The organism is Parasphingorhabdus cellanae, from assembly GCF_017498565.1.
In the GTDB taxonomy this organism is placed as follows: Bacteria; Pseudomonadota; Alphaproteobacteria; order Sphingomonadales; family Sphingomonadaceae; genus Parasphingorhabdus; species Parasphingorhabdus cellanae.
This window is the reverse complement of record NZ_CP071794.1, coordinates 2,346,610-2,365,379: the sequence shown is the minus strand read 5'-3', so window position 1 is coordinate 2,365,379 and position 18,770 is coordinate 2,346,610. Positions and strand designations below refer to the sequence as shown.

Here is an 18,770-nt window from a genome sequence, read left to right as displayed (position 1 = left end):
AAATTTATTTTGCGAATTATTCTGGACGGATTGGTGGCAATGATTTGATCGACGTTTCAATCTGCCAGTCTGAGTGGCGGAAAAAATATAAGTTGATGGGATATGATTTTAAACTGCAAGATAAAAGAAGCACAGTCTACGCCATCATGATGGTTGGTTTTCTGCGATAATCTTCGGCCAATAGACATATCTGTTCAGGTGTCGTGAGATTATTCGGATAATTGAATGTATTTGCTGCCATTCAGGCATTGTAGTCGTTAACTGTCAAAGCATAGTAGAAGGTTTGATTGACGACCGCTTAATCATTCACTCTCAAACGTTCGCTTGCCGTTTCGTTGCCAGAGCAACCGCACTTCGTTGCCGCGTTCGCTTCACAGCAATTCGGCCATTCGCAAGAACGCGCCAAAAATCATGGTCCGGCCATCATCGGTGAGTTCGACCAGTCCGGCGCTTGTACCTACCCGCCCAGTTCAATCAGACGGCGGGTGCGCTCCCGGCGTTTCATCACCTAATCCTTTTGTCAGTGCGACGCTGGCTTGCTTTAGGCCGGTGCACCATAGCCTGCGTTTGCTTCATTGCTCGGCGCGTTCGTTTTACCGTTACGAGCCACCCTGCGGGAGGGGCTGTAAAAAACGCACGCGCCTTTTTCTGCGCCACGCTTCCTGCCGACCGGTATCTTTGCTTTGCGCGGCGGCGAGCAATACGCCCGCCAGCATGTCCGCATCCAGCTTGTCGGCGCGTGTGATGAAGACACTATAGAACAAGTCTGTGCGCGACGCTGCAGGGTTGCCGGAACGGTGTGATACGTGCCGGTCCCGCACGGGAATTTTTCATGGGAGGGCGCGCTTATACATCGTACCGACCTCGCTTGAAGAGTGCAAATGAATAGTCCTGATGGCTATCTATCGTTTCTCCGCAAAAATCATTTCGCGCGCCAACGGATCCAGCTCTTTGGCGTCTGGTGCATAGTGAAGTGCTGCTGCCGGGAGGGTGCGCCGGATCATCTGTCGGACCGCGAGCGGCTTTGGAACGCCATCGAGGCCACGTAGAAACGCAGGAACTTCCAGCTTGCCCGTGAAGTGGAATTTGCCATTCCGCGCGAGATGACGGAACAGCAAGGCATCGATCTGGCCCGTGATTTTGTAAAAGCCGAGTTTGTGAACAAGGGCATGATCGCCAATCTCAATGTCCATTGGGATATGGGCGCAGACAGGCTGGCCAAGCCCCATGCCCATGTCATGCTGACCATGCGCGAAGTTGACGAAGACGGCTTTGGCGCCAAGGTGCGCGACTGGAACAAGACTGCGCTGGTACAGCAATGGCGCGAGCATTGGACGGGCCATGTCAACGCGCGTTTAGTATCATTGGACATCAATGTGCAAATTGATCACCGGTCATGGGAAGATCAGGGCATTGATCTGGAACCGCAGAACAAGATCGGGCCTGCCGGAGCAAGAATGTCCGGGCATGGCCTTGGAGGCTGAACGGCTGGCCGAGCATGCCGACATTGCAAGGCGCAACGGCGCAAAGATTATCGCCAGCCCCGGTATTGCTTTGGAAGCTATTAAAAAACAGCAGGCGACCATTACCGAGCGCGATCTTGCCATTTTCGTATACCGCCATTCCGGCGGGAAGGAGCAGTTTGATGCGGCGATGCATGCGGTAAAAATGCAACGGATATTATTGCACTAGGCAAAGATGCGCGCGGCCACGAGCGCTTTACCAGCAAAGAGATGATTTTAGTAGGAGAGCGGCTGCAACGCGCTGCCTCCCTCACGGCGCAACGCGAGGATTTCCTCCACACGATTTGCGTCGGTCACCGACCCCAGCACAGGAATGACCTCCATATTTTCAGAGCCATGTTGCTTGAGATAGTTTTTTGAGCTCTTTTTCAATAGCTTAGAGTGAAAAATCTGACAGCTCGGACAATATGAGTTGGCGTGCCCCGGATTTTGTAATTTGCCCGCAAAGTTCGCTACCAATAGAACCTCCCGCTCCGGTCACCATCACCGTCTTGCCAACTATTGTCCGGCCGAACAGCAGTTCATTCGGCGAGGCTGCTTCGCGGCCAAGCAAGTCCTCGATATCCAGCTCACGGATATCGTTGAATGACACTTTACCGTCGATGATGTCTTTCATGTTTGGCAGGGTTTCGACGTGGACCTTGAACTTCTGAATCTGATCAACAATAGCACGCTTTTTTTGGGAGATGTTCGGAAGAGCCAGCAGGATGTCAGTAACCGCATATCTGTTGATTATTTCCGGCAGGTTACCGCTCCAGAAAATCTTGTCGCCGTCGAGCTTTGGCCATCCAGAGGCTGGTCATCATCAACATAGCCTCGCAATCTCTTGGCTGACTCAGAGCGCATGGACGACGCCAGCTGCTGACCCGCATTGACCGCACCATAAATCAAGACCATCTTAACCTGTCCGCCAAAACGGTTGCGCCCTAATATATCAACCATCAAATATCGCACTATAACACCAGAGAAACCAACCATTATAAAGAAAATAATCGGTTGAATCACACCAATTGTTCTTGGAACGCCTGCTATTCCAATGACCGAAAAAAGGACGACCATGGGAACCCCGTAGAGGATGAGAGCCCTTACCAAGGTCTTCATCATACCGGATCCAGCGTAGCGGAAAATCGCATCGTAAACGCCGACGAAGTGGATTATCGGCATCATCATCAATAGCGCGGCAAGCACAACTTTTTTAATTGCCAAATCCCAATAAATCCAGACGTCAACGTGTAACGAATAGGCTATCCATATCGACTGGATGCAAAGGATCATATCCAAGAGCAGCACGATAACCTGTTTCTGTCAGCGCGAGATATTTGCTATTCTCTCCAATGTGGAGGTTACAAAGGCGGTTATAGTTTCGATTTTACTAAATCCCAGACTAGTCGAACCGCAATGTCAAAAGTGACTGCGGTCTAATAAACGACTTCGCGGTGTTTTCCAAATGTTTCGATTTGACGGTTCGGCTTGTCATGCAGACATGTTAAAATATTAACATAGGCTGGCTTATAATTTTCACCGGATCGCAATAACAAAAGATGGAATATACTATAGAACCACGCCCGATATCAGATGTTATAAAAATTTTAGGCATAAGTTGTTAGCGAATTGACTATGGAAATCCGCAAATCATCGCAACCGAAAGTCGTCACGATTTTCGGAACAAGACCGGAAGCTATTAAGCTGTTCCCCGTCGTCCGAGCCCTGTCAAAACGCAGCTCCTTGCAAAATATCAGCTGCGTCACGGCCCAGCATCGCCAAATGCTCGATCAGGTGCTGGATATTACCGATATCGTGCCGGATTATGACCTCGATTTGATGCGTGCAGATCAAAGCCTCGACGAGTTAACCGGTCGAGTACTGGCAGGTATTGGTCAAACTCTGGATGAGATCGGACCGCAGCGTGTGGTGGTGCAGGGCGATACGGCCACAGCGATGTGTGGAGCGCTCGCGGCTTATTATCGAAAAATTCCCGTCAGCCATGTTGAGGCGGGCTTGCGCAGTTATAATATTTATCATCCCTGGCCGGAAGAGGTGAACCGCAAGATTATTGGCACGATTGCCGATCAGCATTTTGCGCCCACAGAGACGTCGGCCGCTGCGCTGCGTAAAGAAAATGTGCCAGAGGATCAGATCAGCGTCACCGGCAACACGGTGATTGATGCATTGTTAGCCACGGTGCAAAAAAGTCAGGAAAAAGACTTTTTGGATGCCGATCTAAAGGCTCTGTTTGAAAGATTGTCGGGCAAGAAAATAATCGGCGTGACCAGCCATCGGCGCGAGAATTTTGGCGATGGCTTGACCAATATCGCTGCTGCCCTGCGCGAACTTGCGGGCAGGGATGATGTGGCGCTGATTTTTCCGGTCCATCTCAACCCCAATGTCCGGGCCATCATGAATGATGCGCTGGGTGGTCTGAGCAATGTCGCCATGATCGAACCGTTGGATTATCCCAATTTTGTTGCACTTTTAGATGCTTGCACGTTCATGCTGACCGATAGCGGAGGCGTGCAGGAAGAAGCACCGGCATTGGGGAAACCGGTGCTGGTAATGCGCGATACGACTGAACGGCCCGAGGGTGTTGCAGCTGGCACCGCCAAGCTGGTGGGAACCGATAAAGACCTGATCTTGAAAGAAGCGTACGAGCTGCTTGATAATGAGCGATATTATGATGCAATGGCAAAGGCCCATAATCCCTTCGGAGATGGCCAGGCCAGTGAGCGGATTGCTGATGTAATCGAGCAAAGCCTCGTGTCATGAAACTCCGAGCCATATCCCAGAGAATCTGACGACATTACCTAATTATTTACGATGTTTGACTACGCAGATTGTGAACAATTGCGTCCTATCGGGCGCATATAGGAGATTTTGCGATCATGCTTTCCGACGAGAAACCTTCCGTCTGCGTCCTGGGTCTTGGTTATATTGGCCTGCCGACCGCCGCCATCATCGCGCGTTCAGGATGCCCGGTCCTTGGCGTGGATGTGACGGCTCATGTCGTTGACACGATCAATAATGGCAAAATCCATATCGAAGAAGTGGACCTCGATGGCCTGGTGCAAGGCGTGGTGTCTCGCGGTACCTTGCGGGCTTCGTTGCAGGTTGAGGCCGCCGACGTTTTTGTTATCGCGGTTCCGACGCCTTTTGGCGATAATCATGTGCCGGATACGAGCTATGTGATGGACGCTGCCACCAATGTCGCGGCGGCTTTAAAAGCTGGTGATACGATCATATTGGAATCCACATCTCCTGTCGGAACGACCGAAAAGATGCGGGATTTGATCGCGAAGCTCCGTCCTGATCTCAAGATACCAGGCTTGACCAATGACATACCGGATGTTGCGATTGCTTATTGTCCGGAACGGGTTTTGCCCGGCAAGATACTTGAGGAGTTGACCAATAATGATCGCTGCATTGGCGGCATCACGCCGCGCTGTGCCCGAAAGGCTCTGGATTTTTATCGCCGCTTTGTCCGCGGAGGATGCGTCACCACAAACGCGCGAGCCGCGGAAATGACAAAGCTGGTCGAAAACAGTTACCGCGATGTGAATATCGCCTTTGCCAACGAGCTTTCCATTGTGTCTGATGAGATGGATTTGGATGTCTGGGAGGTTATCCGCCTCGCCAATCGCCATCCGCGCGTGAACATATTGCAGCCTGGCCCCGGCGTGGGCGGGCATTGTATCGCTGTTGACCCTTGGTTCATCGTCCACGGTGCACCAGATCATACGCCGCTTATCCGCATCGCCCGCGAGGTGAATGATGGCAAAACTGGCCACGTTCTGGAGCAGGCATCCTTGATGATTGACGAATTGCCCAGCGTCTCAATCGCCTGTTTCGGATTGGCATTCAAAGCCAATATCGATGATTTTCGGGAAAGCCCCGCCCTAAAGATCGCAGCCAAGCTGGCGCGGCGCTATGGCGGACGGGTCAAGGTAGTAGAGCCTTATGCTAACGAACTACCCGCTGCATTTGAAGGTACGGGAGCAGAGTTGGTAGATATTGACGAGGCTCTAGAAAGCTGTCCCGTGATGATCACGCTAACCGATCATGATATGTTCAAATCAATTCCGCTGGACGAGCGGGCCGATAAAGTCGTTTACGACACGCGCGGCATCTGGCCAGACCAGCCGAATAATCTGAAGGCCAGCAGCGATCTTCGGCTTGCCAGCTAAAAACTACAATAGGTAAAACTATTTCACACACGCACAAAACAGTTTGAAGCTCCAAATGGGAAACCATTGAAATGGAATTCAACCAGCGATACAAAATCGCTCCCAGTCCTGCATCAAAGGCCGCCGCTTTTCGAGATAGTCGGTGCGGCGATAAGCTGCTTCTACCTTGTTTGCTATGCTGTGTGCTAGAGCTGCTTCGGCAACCTCGCCGGGATAGCTGGTTTGCTCCGCGACCCAATCGCGGAATGAGGATCGAAAACCGTGTACAGTATACGGTAGTTCCGCAACTCTCAGCACCTTAATCAAAGTCATATTGGACAGCGGTCGTTTCACATTTTTCCCTGGAAAAATCAGATTACTAACCGGAGCGAAATAGGGCCGAACGCGTTCCAGAACATCTAGTGCGCTCGCTGTCAGCGGGATTGTATGCGCTTTACCCATTTTCATGCGGTCGGCTGGGATTGTCCACAGGTGGTTGCAGCTGTCGATCTCATTCATCGTGGCGCCGCGTACTTCGCCAGAACGGGTAGCAGTCAGAATCAGGAACTCCAGCGCCAGACGGCTCACATTTTCCTTGGTATGCAGATATTTTAGAAACTCTGGCACTTCCTCATAAGGCATTGCAGCAAAATGGTTATCCTTCTTCGGTTGTTTGGGCAAACCGCGCCCTACCGAACGGAGAGGTGCTTCAGAAGCACGCAAACCATTGGAATAGGCCCAATCGAGGACAACTCCGATCCGCTGTTTTACCCTTCGCGCTGTTTCTGGTTTTGTCAGCCATATCGGGACCAGTACATCCCGTATAACCGGTCCTTCAATATCATTGACTAGCCGATCGCCGATTTTGGGAAAAACATGCTTTTCGATCGTCGTCATCCATTGCTTTTGGTGCTTGCCGCTCTTCCAGGCGACACGACGCTCGGCATGGACCTGTTTCGCAGCGTCCCTAAAGGTCGGAATGACAAGCTTCGCTTTTTTGCGCTCGGCAATCGGATCAAGGCCGTTGTGGATGTCTTTACGGATCAGATAGGCTGCTTCACGAGCTTCGGCCAATGACATAAGACTGAGTGAACCAAGGCCAATATCACGCCGTCGTCCATTAATCTGGCAGCGAATAACCCAATAGCCTTTACCCGAATCCCCTATTCTCAGAAACAATCCGTCGCCATCGCCATAATTTCCGCGTTCTTTGAGCTTACGAATTTTTGTTGCAGTCAGCTTTCCCATTTTATCACCTTTCCATATTTGTCCCACAATCTGTCCCACACTTATTGCGGGCTTTTGTGGAACATCATAAGAACATATGAAAATCACATAAGCCGAAAAATCAAGCAAAATCATTGCTTTAGGGATAATATGAGACTTTCTGGGATAATATAAGTGGCGGACACGGAGGGATTCGAACCCTCGAAGGACCGTGAGGCCCTTGCCTCCTTAGCAGGGAGGTGGTTTCAGCCGCTCACCCACGTGTCCGCATGACTGGCTTGGCCAAGGCCATGCGCTATAACGGGGCATTGCACCGGCTGCAATGGGTAAAGTGGCTGCGATAGTGACGATGGCATAAGGCAACGGAAAAAAGGCGCGAAGCCAGTTAATCCGGACAAATTCAATCAACTGTGAACCGAAAACCCACAAAAACACTCAACAGGCCGCAAAATCGACTCGGGTCGTCGTCCGTTCATTGCCTAGTCATCGCGAAACGCCATGGTCAGAAGCGGCTGGTATGGGAAGGAGTTTACCCATGTCTAAGTCGTGCCCAAAGGAAATGTTTGTGAAAAAAAATACCCGCGAGACTCTCGGTAAGAGATTGCTTGGCCTTTTTGCTGTCGCCGCGCTTTCCTGCGCACCGGCCATGTCTCCCGCTTTTGCGCAGGTCCAGACGATTGATCCCAATGACGCCATAGATGCTGATCTCGACAATCCCGATTATGACGGGAATTTTGAAGCGCCGGTGTCCGAGCAAGACACTACCGTGACCAGTGATGTAGACGGTGATATTGATAGCGATCTGGACCAATCCGGGACGATTGACGACGGCACGAATTACGACGATCCTGCAAACCAAAACAGCTATGATCAAAATAATACTGATCAAAATGGCAATGCGATTGCCAATGTGGATCAAGCGACCACTTACCAGGATGATGATTTGATCGGCGCAGCCGAAGGCGTGTTTGGCAAAGGTGCCAAGGGTCTTGCTGGTGTTATTGAGGATATTCTGAAAAAACAGGGCCGCCCCAATGCTTATATCGCAGGGCGTGAGGCATCTGGTGCCTTTGTGGTTGGTCTGCGCTATGGGTCTGGCAAATTGCATCATAAAATTGAAGGCGAAAAACCGGTTTACTGGACCGGGCCATCCATCGGCTTCGATATCGGGGGCAATGCAGCGAACAGCTTCGTGCTCGTTTACAATCTCTATGACACCGAAGATCTCTATCAGCGCTTTCCTGCGGGGGAGGGCGCGGCCTATTTTGTTGGCGGCTTTCACGTGAGCTATTTACGCAGCGGCGACAAAGTGTTGATCCCGGTGCGACTGGGTGCAGGGCTAAGGCTAGGCGCGAATGTGGGCTATATGAAGTTCAGCAAAAAGCAGAAATGGCTGCCCTTCTAAGGCATAATCAGGCGGTAACGGCGCGTAATTTCTCCATCCGGGAGAGATAGCGCGCCAATATATCAATCTCCAGATTGACCTGGTCGCCGGTTTTCAGGTCGGCGAAAGTCGTCACGCTCGCTGTATGCGGTATGATGTTCAGGCCGAAAATCGTGCTGCCATCCGGCTGGTCGTCAACCATATTCACGGTCAGAGATATGCCATCAACTGTAATCGAGCCCTTTGGCGCGAGATAGGCCGCGATTTCCTTAGGCGCGTGAATACGGATCGGATGTGAATCGCCTTCTGTTTCCACCGAAACCACATCACCTACGGCGTCAACATGTCCGGTCACAATATGGCCACCCAGTTCGTCGCCCACTTTTAATGCGCGTTCGAGATTCAGCTTCCGCCCTTCCGCCCACATGGATTCCGCGGTTTTCGATATACTCTCAGCCGAAACATCCACGGCGAACCAGTTCGATCCCTTGTCTACGACTGTCAAACAAGCCCCGGAACAGGCAATGGAAGCGCCAATATCAACGCCGCTCATGTCGTAGTGGCAGGATATCACCAGCCGCAGGTCACCGCGTTCTTCCACCTTGGAGATCGTGCCGATATCGGAAACTATGCCTGTAAACATGGGAAGCCTTTGCAAAATTTGCGCTGTTAAAAGGAAGAAAAGAACCTAGGCGGCGCGTTCATATAACTCAAGCATATCCTGCCCCAGATCACGGCGATCAAGCCGAACCCATTGACCATGGGCGACGTCAAGACTGCCGAGTCCAATATCGCCAATAGCTTGTAGGCCGCCGCCGATCATAATTGGCGCGCGATAGAGTAGTAGCCGGTCGACGAGGTCAGCCTTCAGAAAGGACGCCGCAGTCGCAGCGCCACCTTCGACTAACAGCCAGCTTGTCTGGTCCAGCTCCGCAATGGCTTCCGGTTCCGAAATTTCGGTCCAATGGTCTGCAACCTCTGCTTTGCCGAGGACCACCGGTTGGGGTGATCGGCCCTCCAGCCCGGTCAGGCGAACGTCGAGTCCGGGATTATCGGCCACTACCGTACCTGCACCAACCAAGATAGCATCACAACGCGCCCGTTCAAGATGGGCATGGGCTCTCGCCCGTTTACCGGTAATCCATTTGCTAGTGCCGTCAGCCATGGCGATGCAACCATCCAGTGACATCGCGAGTTTTAGGGTCACATGGGGACGCCCTTTTTCCATCCGTGTGAAAAAACCTGCCATCGCGCGGTGCGCTTGCTGTTCCAATACTCCGACTGATACCGAAATCCCGGATTCGCCAAGCCGGTCAATACCTTGTCGCCGCGTACGCTCGTCAATATCGAGAGTCGCAACAATGACCCGCGCAGGTGCGGCTTCTTTGACCAGATCGACACAAGTCGGCCCGCGCTTGCTCTCATGTGCACATGGCTCCATCGTGCAGTATATGTCGGCGCCCTTCGTGGCCTTGCCCGCTTGCTCCAAAGCCATAGCTTCGGCGTGAGGCCGCCCGCCGGGCTGGGTCCAACCACGACCGACAATGATACCGTCTTTAACAATGATACAACCGACATTGGGGTTATCGCCCGTACGGCCGCGGCCGCGTTCGGACAATGCTATGGCTGCAGCCATAAAACGGGCATCGTCATTGTCAGCTAGCATGTGACATCAGCGGGCCGTTCAACTTCTATTTCGCCGCGAGCCACCCGATCCGCTTCGGCCTGGCGCTCAATTTCTTCGACATCCATACCGGACATTCGGCCCAATGATTTCATCGCATCGCGCCGTTTCGCATCGCGCTTGTCTTTGAGGCATTGCACCGCCCAACGATCTCTCATAATCTCTTCGTCGGAGCGCTCCAATGACCAGTTTTCTACATAGACAACTTCTTGCGGGACATAGACATCTGTGTTGATCTTCGGGTCGATGATGAAGAGAAAGAAAATGAATCCGGAACACGCAAACGCCAGGAGCGCAGGCATGGCCTGTTCCTTGGGACTACGCCGCAGCATGGTGAACAGGTCCTTCAAACCGCCGCCGACGGAAACATCTTTTAACATCTTCATGATTGCTAAATAGGGAGCAAAAGCCGGGATGACCAGCCCCGAAGCGGCAGAATATCCGCTTTGCAGGGCTGATCTTATCACTTTAAGGGTCAGCTATTAATCTCAAACCGGACTTTCAGGGTGATCCAGCTTTCAAAGGCGGCTCCATCCTTGGTCGCGGGCTCAAACCGCCATTTTTTGAGCGCATGCCGTTTGGTCGCGGTCCAAAATCCTTCATGCGGGCTATCAATCAGCTCGATTTGCTTGGCCCGGCCGTCTGTTCCCACCAGCACGCGCACGGTTATCATGCCCTCTTCACCCATTCGCAAAAGGCCGGAGGGATAGGGTGGCTGAAACTGGCTGCTATAGCGCGTGTTAAGCCTGGCATCTGCGATGACTGGATCAGGGATCGCCTCAACGGGCGTTACCGGGATCTCGGTACGATCACCAAGGCCGCCAAAATCTATCCCGTTCTCAACAGTGTTGAAAGCTTGGGCCGGCGGATCGTTGAATATCGGCGGCTTAACCATCGGCGTTACTTTTACAGTATCTTGCGCCTTCATTGGCGTTTCCACTTGCACATCCTTTGGTTCGGGTGGAACTTCTATCGGCTCCGGCTTCACTTTGACGTCATATGTTTCGATAACAGTCGGCAGTTTCCCGGGTAAATCAATGCCTGGCATCGCCATAATCCCGGCGATGATCAAAGCATGTACCCCGACGGCCATGCCGACCCCTTTATAATTGGGCGGTTTCTGCGCGTAAGTTGATGTGAAGCTCATAAGTCTGTCCTTTCATCCGTCTCCTCGGATGACAGTGCAGTTGCCCCATTATGTGGCGCTATAGTTCCGCACCGTCATTTGTTATGTTATACTATTACATATATAAATCAAGGGCATGGGATTTCTGGTGCTCTACCTGGCACGAAACAGCGGATTATGAACCTGCCTATTAAGAGACGTTTTTCAGCCGTTCGAGAGCGGATTCCCGGCCTATTAACGGCAAAAGCGCGCCCATGTCCGGGCCATGCCCAAGCCCTGTCAACGCTTGCCGTAGCGGCATAAACAGCGGCTTACCTTTGCGGCCGGTGCTTTCCTTCAGCGCTCCCGTCCAGTCTTTCCAGATGGTCTCCGACCATTTTAGATTCTCCAATGCCGCGTGTGCTTGCCCCAAAAATTCAACGTCTTCGGCGGTAAGTTCCGCGGCGGCCACAGGCCCTGTTACCACCTGCCACCATCGCTCCACTTCGCCCATATCATGCAAATTCGGGCGAATGACCGCCCAAGCCTCGGCGGACATAGCGCTCGGCAAGCGATCCTTTACATCAATATATTCCAAAAGATGCACGATCTTCTGGTTCAGCTGCGCCAGCTCTTCCTCGTCGAAACGCGCTGGCGCGCGTCCAAATCGTTCAAAATCAAAGCCTTCTACTAGCGTCATAACGTCGGCAATGGGTTCAACCGGGTCACTGGTACCGATGCGAGCGAGTAGCGCCACAATCGATTGCGGCTCGATGTGACGCTCACGAAAACCGCCGACGCCCAGTGACCCCAATCGTTTGGAAAGCTTGCCCTCCGTGCCAACCAATAAGGCTTCATGGGCAAACTCCGGTGTGTCGGCACCAAAGGCCTGAAACATCTGAATCTGGACTGCGGTATTGGCGACGTGATCCTCACCGCGCACGACATGGGTAATGCCCATATCCATGTCATCGATGGTGGAGGGCAACATATAGAGCCAGCTGCCATCCTCGCGCCGGATCACCGGGTCAGAGAGCAAAGCAGGATCAAAATGCTGGTCGCCACGGATAAGATCCGTCCACTCTATCGGCGTATTGTGATCCAGCTTGAAGCGCCAATGCGCCTTGCGGCCCTCGGCTTCAAACGCGGCTATTTGTACTTCGGTCAGATCGAGTGCGCCCCGGTCATAGGTTGGCGGCTTTCCACGCCCAAGCTGCACCTTACGTTTAAGATCGAGTTCCTGCGCCGTTTCATAAGCGGGGTAAACCCGGCCCGCCGCTCGCAATTCCGCGAACCGCTCTTCGTAACGGTCAAAGCGCGCGGACTGCCGCTCTTCGCTATCGGGATGGATGCCGAGCCACGCCAGATCAGCGCGAATCGCGGTGACATATTCCTCCTTGGAACGCTCCTTGTCGGTATCATCCAGCCGCAACAGAAATTCGCCGCCCTGTTTCTTGGCAAACATCCAGTTATGGAGCGCGGTGCGGATATTGCCGACATGAAGATGGCCCGTTGGAGAGGGCGCGAAGCGGGTTTTTACGGTCATATTGTCCTAAATGCATTGGTGATGGGATAGCGCCGGTCACGGCCAAAGTTTCTGGTGCCCAGTTTCACGCCGGGCGGCGCCTGACGCCGTTTATATTCGGCTATATAGAGCAATTTCTCGATCCGTATCACGGTTTCGCGATCAAAGCCGCGTTCAACCAGATCGGATACCGATAGCTCTTCTTCTATCAGGCCGTGAAGCAAGGGGTCGAGAATGTCATATTCAGGCAGGCTGTCGCTGTCTTTCTGGTCTTCCCGCAGCTCGGCCGTTGGCGGTTTGGTGATGACGGTTTCCGGCATAACCGGACCATCTGGCCCCATGCCAAGGGACGGTTTGTTGCGGTTGCGCCATTCCGACAGCTTGAAACAGGTCAGTTTATAAGCATCTTTAAGCACCGAATATCCGCCGGCCATATCGCCATAGATGGTCGCATAGCCAACGCTCATCTCGCTCTTGTTGCCGGTGGTCAGCAGCATATGACCAAATTTGTTGCTCATCGCCATCAGGGTCACGCCCCTGATGCGCGACTGAATATTCTCTTCGGTGATATCCACTTCTTCATCGGCAAAACTGCCTTCGAGCATGGCGTCAAATCCTTCGACCGCCGGCACAATTGAAATCGTGTCGAGCCGCGTGCCAAGCATCTCGGCACAGCCTGCCGCATCGTCGAGGCTTTCCTGGCTGGTGAAGCGTGACGGCATCATCACGCACCACACCCGGTCCGCGCCGAGAGCATCAACGGCAACGGCCGCAGACAGCGCGCTATCGATGCCGCCAGACAATCCCAATATGACGCCAGGGAAGCGGTTGGCATTCACATAGTCGCGTAAGCCAACTATCATCGCGTTATAAATATCGGCGGGATGATCATCGAGCTTGTGGATTTCGCCTGGAGCGCAAGTCCAACCGTCAGCGCCTTTGGACCAATGGGTATCGACAACCGCTTCATCCCAATCTGGCAATTGATGCATAACGCTCGTATCACCGTTAAGGACGAAGCTCGCCCCATCAAAAACGACTTCATCCTGCCCGCCAATGCGGTTGAGGAAAAGCAAGGGCAGCGCCGTCTCTCGCACACGCTGCGTAGCAACTTGGCCTAATCGGCGGTCGTCTTTTTCAATTTCATAAGGGCTGCCATGCACCGAAATCAGCATCTCCGTGCCCTGCGCTTTGAGATGTTTGCAAACGGTTGGAAACCAGACATCCTCACAAATTGGCAAACCGATTTTGCAGCCGCGAAAATCTATCGGGTCTGGCATGGGGCCAGAAGCAAACAGACGCTTTTCGTCAAACGTGCCGTAATTGGGTAGCTCCACCTTATAGCGTACGTCTTTTATCTGACCGCCTTCAAGTAAGGCTATGCCATTATAAAGATTGCCATTCTCGCGGAAAATTGATCCCACCAACATTGCTGGCGCGCTGCCTGTTGTGGCGCCGGCTAATCGTTGCAATTCTGTTTCAGCGCGCTCGACCACCGCGGGTTTCAGCACCAGGTCCTCGGGCGGATAGCCAATCAGCTGCAGCTCCGGGAACACGACCAGGTCGCTATCCGGCTTTGACTGATAAACCGCGATCATCGCGTCGGCATTGCCGCGCAGATCACCAACCGCTTGGGTCATCTGCGCGAGGGTAATGGTAAGCTGTGCTGTCATCTCGCTCTGATAGAAAGCAGCGCTGCATGGGGCAAATGAATTGTGCGAAATGATTTAACCGAAAACTAACGACCCCAAGACCCGGCCAGGAATGAAGGCAAATAGTCCTGCAATCAGCAAGCCGATATAAGGGCCCTGCATCGCCCGGTAATGCTCTTGGGCATTGCCGCGCCGGATCTGCCAGATACCATAAGGAATGGACACCAGCGTCACGACCGAGAAAATATGGATGAAGCTGAACCCGGTTCCGGCAATGCCAGTGCCGGGCCGGCCGATCCAGAAACTCACAATGGCAGTGGTGACCATCAAAACAGCCCAGATGCGTCCCATATGCTTGTGGAGCCGGTCACCTTTTTTGCGCCACAGCACATAAGCGCCCAATGGAATGGCAGGGATGACAGTCGCCAAGTGGAGCTTGACCGGCAGGCTCATTGAGCGCTGTTGCAAGGCCTCGGTCTGTGCGTTGTAAGCAAAACCGCCGGACAGGGACGATAATGCCATCAAAACCAGAGTTGCTAATAATGTGGCACCAACAACCAGAATGATATTCTGAATATGATATCCGCTTCTTTTCTGGACATCTGATTCTATTGCTTTTTCCGGCTTAGCCATTGTTCATTCCTCGTTTGTAATCGTTGTTGGAAACGAGATTGATCATCGAGGACATTAATTCCAGCTTGCTTACGCGGTTGGTTGTGGCTTATTCGTAGAACGCGCCGAAAACCTAAGGTTTGCCCATTCACGAAGCGTCAATGGGCAGGGGGCAACAATTGGGGGGTAACGATGAGTAACGGTAAAACAAAGTGGTCGGCCCAATGGATTGCCGTCGAATTGCTGATCATGGCGCTCATTGGGCTCATCTTCGGGTTTCTGGGTCCCTTTGGCACCTATGCCATGCCGGTAGCGCTGCGCCTCGCTTACTGGGTCGGCTTTATCATCGTCGGCTATGCGATTTTCCGGCCCGTTTCGATTAGCGCCGGGTGGCTAAGAGAGAGCATCGGCATTTCGGTTTGGGCAGCTGAGTTAATGGCGACAGCGGTCGCCACCTTGCCGCTGACCTTCCTCATCGGTTTCGCTATTTCAGGCATGCGGTTTGATCCTGATTTTCTTGGTGACCGCTTCGTGCTGCTCTATCTGCAATGTGGAGCGATAGGCTTTGGTATTTTCCTGTTCATGCGGCTGTTATTTGGGCCGGACGAGGCCGTTGAACAAGCAGACCATGACCTTATCCAATCGGACAACCGCAAAATAGTGCCAGCCTCAGAGCCAATCAAACTCGTCAGAACTCAATTGCATGACCGGCTACCGCAGAGCTTTCCAGGTATGATCATCGCGCTGGGCGTCGAAGATCATTATGTCCGCGTACATGCTGCTGAACGTACCGAAATGCTGTTACTTCGGCTCAGCGACGCGATAAAGGAAATGGAACCGCAAGAAGGCATGCAGGTCCACCGCAGCTGGTGGGTCGCGCGCGATGCCATAGTGACGTCAAAACGAGAGGGACGGAACCTGCGCCTGTCGCTATCCGGCGGGCTGGAAGTCCCGGTTTCGCGCGCCTATGTCACAAAGTTGAAACAAACGGGCTGGATTTGACGAAAAGGCGCTTTTGATTTGCGGCGCACCTGTCTAACAGAGTCGCGAATCATTCACATAGGGTCCGCGATTCTGATGCAATGGCTGGCCTTCTCGAGGGGAAGCCACGCAATGAAACTCATGTCCGGCAACAGCAATTTGTCGCTTGCGCAGTCCGTAGCCGACTATCTGGATATTCCGTTGACCGATGCCAGCGTGAAACGCTTTGCAGATGATGAGATTTTTGTCGAGATTCACGAGAATGTGCGCGGTGAAGATGTGTTCATCATGCAATCAACCAGCTTTCCGGCGAACGATAATTTGATGGAACTGTTGATCGGCATTGATGCCCTGCGCCGCGCCTCTGCCAAACGTATTACCGCCGTCATTCCTTATTTTGGCTATGCGCGGCAAGACAGAAAACCGGGCCCAAGAACGCCTATCTCAGCCAAGCTGGTCGCCAACCTGATTACAGAAGCGGGTGCGGACCGCGTACTATCGGTGGACTTACACGCAGGACAGATTCAGGGTTTTTTCGATATTCCGACCGACAACCTTTACGGCGCGCCAGTTATGTCAGCCGATATTCAGGCACGGTTTTCCGGCCATGAATTGATGGTCATCTCACCAGATGTTGGCGGCGTGGTGCGGGCCCGGGCGCTCGCCAAACGGCTCGACAATGCACCGCTCGCAATCGTCGACAAACGCCGCGAACGGGCCGGTGAATCAGAAGTGATGAACATCATCGGTGATGTCTCCGGGCGTTTTTGTATCTTGATTGATGACATAGTCGATAGCGGCGGAACCCTGTGTAATGCTGCGGACGCTTTGAAAGCAAAAGGCGCAACCGAAGTCGTGGCCTATATCACACATGGCGTATTATCAGGCGGGGCGGTGGCGCGGATTAATGATAGCGGGCTTAAGGAACTGGTGATCACCGATTCCATCGGCGCAACCGAGGCGGTCAAGGATTCGGACAAGATCCGCCACCTGACCATAGCGCCTCTATTGGGCGAAGCGATTAAGCGAATTGCTGATGAAACGAGTGTTTCCAGTCTGTGGGATTGATCTGTGCTCCTGCGTAGGCAGGAGTCCATCTCCCGCGGTTCCAAATTTTGCACCGCCGGGAGATGGACCCCGGATCAAGTCCGGGGTACACTAGACAAATGACCCCCAAAGATATTGCCCTCGCTGAAAAACTTGCTGAAGCTGCCGGAGAAGCGATACGACCGTTATTCCGCGCAAAATTTGATCAAGAATCAAAAAGTGATTCCACGCCCGTAACCGAAGCCGACCGCGCCGCCGAAGCCGCGATGCGCAAGATTATCGAAACCGAATGTCCGGAAGACGGCATTATCGGTGAGGAATATGGCACCATAAACGAAGGCGCTTCCCGTCAATGGGTGCTGGATCCGATTGATGGCACCACCAGTTTCATTGCTGGTCGGCCGATTTTCGGCACGCTGATCGCGCTGATGCAAGATGGCTGGCCGGTTATCGGGATTATTGATCAGCCGATAGCACGCGAACGTTGGGTCGGCGTGGTCGGACGACCAACCACGTTTAACGGCTCAGCGGCGAAATCCGCGCGGTGCCGGGACCTGAAAGACGCCGTGCTCGCCACCACTACGCCGCATCAATTTGACGAGAATGATGCCGAGCATTTCATGGGTCTTGCCAGCAAAGTGGCGCCGCGCAAGATTATCTATGGCGGCGATTGCTATAATTACGGACTGGTCGCCAGCGGGCATGTGGATGTCGTCTGCGAAGCGGGTTTGATGCTGCACGATTTTGCCGCGCTGGCCCCGATAATTGACGGCGCGGGCGGGATGATGTGCGATTGGAATGGCGAACCGCTTCATGCGGAATCGGACGGCCATGTATTGGCTATTGGGGACCAATCCCGCGTTGATGACGTCTTGGAGGCAATTGCATGCAACCATTAGAGCCCGTCAGTAAAACACGATTTGTAGCGCCGCCCCCGCCGCTGCAACGTTATCTGACCACCTATTATTTTTCAGAGATAGAGAGCCCGGACGAGTCGGAGATATCGGACCTGATCCTGCCGCAATGGGCCAGCATCCGCTATATCTATCGCGGAAGCGTAAAAATGATGGCCCCTGATCAAAAACCGCAGGATTCGCCTCGGGCGGCCATGACGGGACCGACCAGTCTGGCGGCACCTATATCGAGCAAATCTGCACATATTGCCGCTTTTGGCCTATTACCGCTGGGCTGGTACAAATTTGTCGGGCAACCGGCATCCCGCTGGGCCAATAAAGTCATAGACACCGAAGCAGCCCATAAATTTGAGCTATTTGCCGAAATCTGGAATGCCATCCGGAACTTGGAATTCGAATCAGAGATGGTCGATACGTGCAATCACTTGCTGCTCGAAGCGATGGCGCCAGCCGATCCGGAAGAGGAGCTAATCGAGGCCGCACATCTTGCGCTCACCGACCCCATGATTGATAGCGTCGGTGCGCTGTGCGAACGTCTCGACATGGATGCCAAACAGCTGAGCCGATTCTCTAATCGCGTTTTTGGCTTTCTGCCCAAATTGTTGCTGCGGCGACAGCGTTTTGTCCGCACATTGGGCGAAGCTCTAATGAACCCTTCACAAAGTTGGAGCGAATGCGTCGACCTCAACTATTATGATCAAGCCCATTTCAATCGCGACTTCAAACGCTTCATGGGACTCACACCGAGACAATATATGGCGCAGCCGCATCCGATTTTTGGCATTGGTGCTCGGGAACGGACCAAGGCCTTGGGTCGCCCCCTGCAGGCTATGGACAGGCCCGAAGACCCTGACTCGGAAGATAATTGTAACGCTGCCTGACCAAACGCTGCACAAAGCGGCGATGAAACTGCTTTATTTCTTGCATTTCGGGCGAATCTAGCTATTGCCGCCCTTCCG

18 protein-coding genes, 1 tRNA gene and 1 pseudogene are annotated in these 18,770 nt (G+C 53.1%); 8 read left to right on the top strand and 12 right to left on the bottom strand.

Going from position 1 to position 18,770, the window contains the following annotated elements:
- Positions 1–599: 599 nt before the first annotated feature.
- The gene (locus J4G78_RS11335; RefSeq protein WP_207986672.1) at positions 600–821 is read right to left on the bottom strand and encodes a conjugal transfer protein TraD; all 222 of its coding nucleotides are present in this window, start codon (positions 819–821) and stop codon (positions 600–602) included.
- Between the two features lie 73 nt (positions 822–894).
- Between J4G78_RS11335 and J4G78_RS11330 the strand changes: the two are divergent.
- A pseudogene (locus J4G78_RS11330) lies at positions 895–1,787 on the top strand (MobA/MobL family protein); the annotation flags it as partial.
- 112 nt (positions 1,788–1,899) lie between these two features.
- Here J4G78_RS11330 and J4G78_RS11325 read toward each other — a convergent pair.
- Positions 1,900–2,139: a polysaccharide biosynthesis protein gene (locus J4G78_RS11325; protein ID WP_207986671.1), complete on the bottom strand. Its 240-nt coding sequence runs from the start codon at positions 2,137–2,139 to the stop codon at positions 1,900–1,902.
- Positions 2,140–2,255: 116 nt separating this feature from the next.
- A complete protein-coding gene (locus J4G78_RS11320; protein ID WP_207986670.1) occupies positions 2,256–2,729 on the bottom strand; it encodes a nucleoside-diphosphate sugar epimerase/dehydratase in 474 nt (157 codons plus the stop codon).
- Between the two features lie 411 nt (positions 2,730–3,140).
- On the opposite strand from J4G78_RS11320, the gene wecB reads away from it, so the two are divergent.
- Positions 3,141–4,286: a non-hydrolyzing UDP-N-acetylglucosamine 2-epimerase gene (wecB, locus tag J4G78_RS11315; RefSeq protein WP_207986669.1), complete on the top strand. Its 1,146-nt coding sequence runs from the start codon at positions 3,141–3,143 to the stop codon at positions 4,284–4,286.
- A gap of 116 nt (positions 4,287–4,402) precedes the next feature.
- A complete protein-coding gene (gene wecC, locus J4G78_RS11310) occupies positions 4,403–5,701 on the top strand; it encodes a UDP-N-acetyl-D-mannosamine dehydrogenase (RefSeq protein ID WP_207986668.1) in 1,299 nt (432 codons plus the stop codon).
- 78 nt (positions 5,702–5,779) lie between these two features.
- Here wecC and J4G78_RS11305 read toward each other — a convergent pair whose 3' ends face one another.
- Together J4G78_RS11305 and J4G78_RS11300 are read right to left on the bottom strand one after the other, a co-directional pair.
- Positions 5,780–6,928 carry a tyrosine-type recombinase/integrase gene (locus J4G78_RS11305; RefSeq protein ID WP_207986667.1) on the bottom strand — a complete coding sequence of 383 codons (1,149 nt, stop codon included), beginning with the start codon at positions 6,926–6,928 and terminating at the stop codon, positions 5,780–5,782.
- A 154-nt stretch (positions 6,929–7,082) separates the two neighbouring features.
- Positions 7,083–7,174: transfer RNA gene (locus tag J4G78_RS11300), tRNA-Ser, on the bottom strand.
- A 298-nt stretch (positions 7,175–7,472) separates the two neighbouring features.
- Here J4G78_RS11300 and J4G78_RS11295 point away from each other — a divergent pair.
- Positions 7,473–8,312 carry a DUF1134 domain-containing protein gene (locus J4G78_RS11295; RefSeq protein WP_375140336.1) on the top strand — a complete coding sequence of 280 codons (840 nt, stop codon included), beginning with the start codon at positions 7,473–7,475 and terminating at the stop codon, positions 8,310–8,312.
- Between the two features lie 7 nt (positions 8,313–8,319).
- Here the strand turns inward: J4G78_RS11295 and J4G78_RS11290 are convergent, their stop codons facing one another.
- The 7 genes from J4G78_RS11290 to J4G78_RS11260 all read right to left on the bottom strand — a co-directional run bounded on the left by J4G78_RS11290 (position 8,320) and on the right by J4G78_RS11260 (position 14,890).
- Positions 8,320–8,934, bottom strand: a complete 615-nt coding sequence (locus J4G78_RS11290; RefSeq protein WP_207986666.1) for a riboflavin synthase — start codon at positions 8,932–8,934, stop codon at positions 8,320–8,322.
- Between the two features lie 45 nt (positions 8,935–8,979).
- Positions 8,980–9,957 carry a bifunctional diaminohydroxyphosphoribosylaminopyrimidine deaminase/5-amino-6-(5-phosphoribosylamino)uracil reductase RibD gene (gene ribD / locus J4G78_RS11285; RefSeq protein WP_259371336.1) on the bottom strand — a complete coding sequence of 326 codons (978 nt, stop codon included), beginning with the start codon at positions 9,955–9,957 and terminating at the stop codon, positions 8,980–8,982.
- Complete coding sequence (locus J4G78_RS11280) at positions 9,951–10,355, bottom strand: hypothetical protein (protein ID WP_207986665.1); 405 nt, start codon at positions 10,353–10,355, stop codon at positions 9,951–9,953. The genes ribD and J4G78_RS11280 overlap by 7 nt, the downstream gene beginning before the upstream one ends.
- 95 nt (positions 10,356–10,450) lie before the next feature.
- The gene (locus J4G78_RS11275; protein ID WP_207986664.1) at positions 10,451–11,122 is read right to left on the bottom strand and encodes an energy transducer TonB; all 672 of its coding nucleotides are present in this window, start codon (positions 11,120–11,122) and stop codon (positions 10,451–10,453) included.
- A gap of 169 nt (positions 11,123–11,291) precedes the next feature.
- The gene (gene gltX, locus J4G78_RS11270) at positions 11,292–12,626 is read right to left on the bottom strand and encodes a glutamate--tRNA ligase (RefSeq protein ID WP_207986663.1); all 1,335 of its coding nucleotides are present in this window, start codon (positions 12,624–12,626) and stop codon (positions 11,292–11,294) included.
- Entirely contained in the window at positions 12,623–14,278 is a 1,656-nt protein-coding gene (locus J4G78_RS11265) for an NAD+ synthase (RefSeq protein WP_207986662.1), read from the bottom strand. Before J4G78_RS11265 ends, gltX begins: the two co-directional genes overlap by 4 nt.
- 54 nt (positions 14,279–14,332) lie before the next feature.
- On the bottom strand, positions 14,333–14,890 hold the full coding sequence (locus J4G78_RS11260; protein WP_207986661.1) for a DUF2306 domain-containing protein: 558 nt from the start codon (positions 14,888–14,890) through the stop codon (positions 14,333–14,335).
- Positions 14,891–15,061: 171 nt separating this feature from the next.
- On the opposite strand from J4G78_RS11260, the gene J4G78_RS11255 reads away from it, so the two are divergent.
- The 4 genes from J4G78_RS11255 to J4G78_RS11240 all read left to right on the top strand — a co-directional run bounded on the left by J4G78_RS11255 (position 15,062) and on the right by J4G78_RS11240 (position 18,692).
- On the top strand, positions 15,062–15,871 hold the full coding sequence (locus tag J4G78_RS11255; RefSeq protein WP_207986660.1) for a LytTR family DNA-binding domain-containing protein: 810 nt from the start codon (positions 15,062–15,064) through the stop codon (positions 15,869–15,871).
- Positions 15,872–15,982: 111 nt separating this feature from the next.
- Positions 15,983–16,918: a ribose-phosphate pyrophosphokinase gene (locus J4G78_RS11250; RefSeq protein ID WP_207986659.1), complete on the top strand. Its 936-nt coding sequence runs from the start codon at positions 15,983–15,985 to the stop codon at positions 16,916–16,918.
- 98 nt (positions 16,919–17,016) lie between these two features.
- The gene (gene hisN / locus J4G78_RS11245; RefSeq protein WP_207986658.1) at positions 17,017–17,796 is read left to right on the top strand and encodes a histidinol-phosphatase; all 780 of its coding nucleotides are present in this window, start codon (positions 17,017–17,019) and stop codon (positions 17,794–17,796) included.
- The gene (locus J4G78_RS11240; protein WP_207986657.1) at positions 17,784–18,692 is read left to right on the top strand and encodes a helix-turn-helix domain-containing protein; all 909 of its coding nucleotides are present in this window, start codon (positions 17,784–17,786) and stop codon (positions 18,690–18,692) included. Before hisN ends, J4G78_RS11240 begins: the two co-directional genes overlap by 13 nt.
- Positions 18,693–18,770 lie beyond the last annotated feature (78 nt).